General features: G+C 52.7%; 2 protein-coding genes. Both read right to left on the bottom strand.

All coding sequences use genetic code 11. The annotated features are described in order from the left end of the window. Positions 1 to 712: tetratricopeptide repeat protein (locus ACTHUR_RS11095; RefSeq protein WP_440398608.1), on the bottom strand; the 712-nt coding region annotated here is incomplete at its 3' end. Between the two features lie 75 nt (positions 713 to 787). Next, on the bottom strand, positions 788 to 1,411 hold a 624-nt coding region (locus tag ACTHUR_RS11100; protein ID WP_440398609.1), incomplete at its 5' end, for a helicase C-terminal domain-containing protein.

A 1,411-nucleotide genomic window follows, 5' to 3' on the forward strand; every position in this document is an offset into this window, starting at 1 on the left:
GTACAGCATTATGCATTAATTGTAAGGACTCTTTTAGGTTGCCGCGTATTGAATATATCACACCTAATCTGTTCATTGCGGTAGAAAACCCTTGCTTCGCAGCACAGCTCAATAACAGTTCTCGAACCTTTTTATTATTAAACTGTTTATCGTAAATTAAAGACAACTCATATTGCGCCAGCGGCACGCCCAAATCCACAGCCTTTTGCAAATAGGCAAGACCAAGTTGCGGATTACGGCGATAGCCTGCATTACCTTCATACAAAGCGTCAAACAGCCAGTAGTTTGCCATTGCCCAGTTTTTGTCTAGACCGTAGTGCAGCCATTTGCGGGCGCGGTTGTGCAAGGGGTTGTACATAATGCCGGTCGAACCTTGAACATGGGTGTAGAGCAGGTAGAGATTGTTAATTGCCTGATAATGCCCCTTTGATGCCGCCGCTTCGTACAAGACAATCATGTCCTGAAATTCCTCTTTATTCATACGCCAGTCTTTGGCATCAAGCAGGGTAGCAGCGCGATACCAAAGATGGGATTCGGCATCGGGCGGGGACGGTGGTGTCCAAGTCGCGCAGGTGTATTGGGTGCGGTTGGGGTCGAATGCTTTGGGTGCGGGATGGGTTTGGACGTAATCGCGGTCGGGCATGTTGGGAGATGCCGAACCGCAGGAAATCAGCAGGGGGATAAGCAGGGCGATGAAAGTGAGTTTGTTCATGGTATGTGTTGATTGTGTTTGTGTTGAGGTCGTCTGAAAACGGATTTCGGATTTCAGACGACCTTTTTATGAGTTTCAACCTATCCTTTTAAACGGCGGCAGGCTGGCTAGTAATTGTTGGCCGTATCGCTGCGTTTTGACGCGGTTGTCGAGAATGGTTACGCGGCCGTAGTCTTGTTCGGTGCGGATGAGGCGGCCGACGGCTTGGATGAGTTTGATGCCGGCTTCGGGGACGGTGATTTCGATGAAGGGGTTGCCGCCGCGCTGTTCTATCCAGCGGTTTTGGGTTTTTTCAATGGGGTTGTCGGGCATGGCGAAGGGGAGTTTGGCGATGATGACTTGAACGCAGGCGGTGCCGGGCAGGTCGAGTCCTTCGGCGAAGCTGTCGAGTCCGAAGATGATGCTGGCTTTGCCTTCTTCTATGGCTTGGTGGTGTTTTTGCAGGAGGACGGCTTTGGGCAATTCGCCTTGTACGAGCAGGAGCGGCAGGTAGTCTTCTGGCAGGCGCAGGGCGACATCCTGCATTTGTTTGCGCGAGGAAAACAGGACGAGTGTGCCGATGGCTTCGGTGGGCGAAATGAGCTTGGGCAGCCATTCGACGATGGCGGCGGTGTGCGCGGCGGGGTCTTTGGGGCTGGCGTGTACGGGCGGAATGTAGAGTTCGCCTTGCGCGTCGAAATCAAACGGGCTTTCTAGGGC

This window comes from Neisseria sp. P0021.S007 (assembly GCF_051956855.1).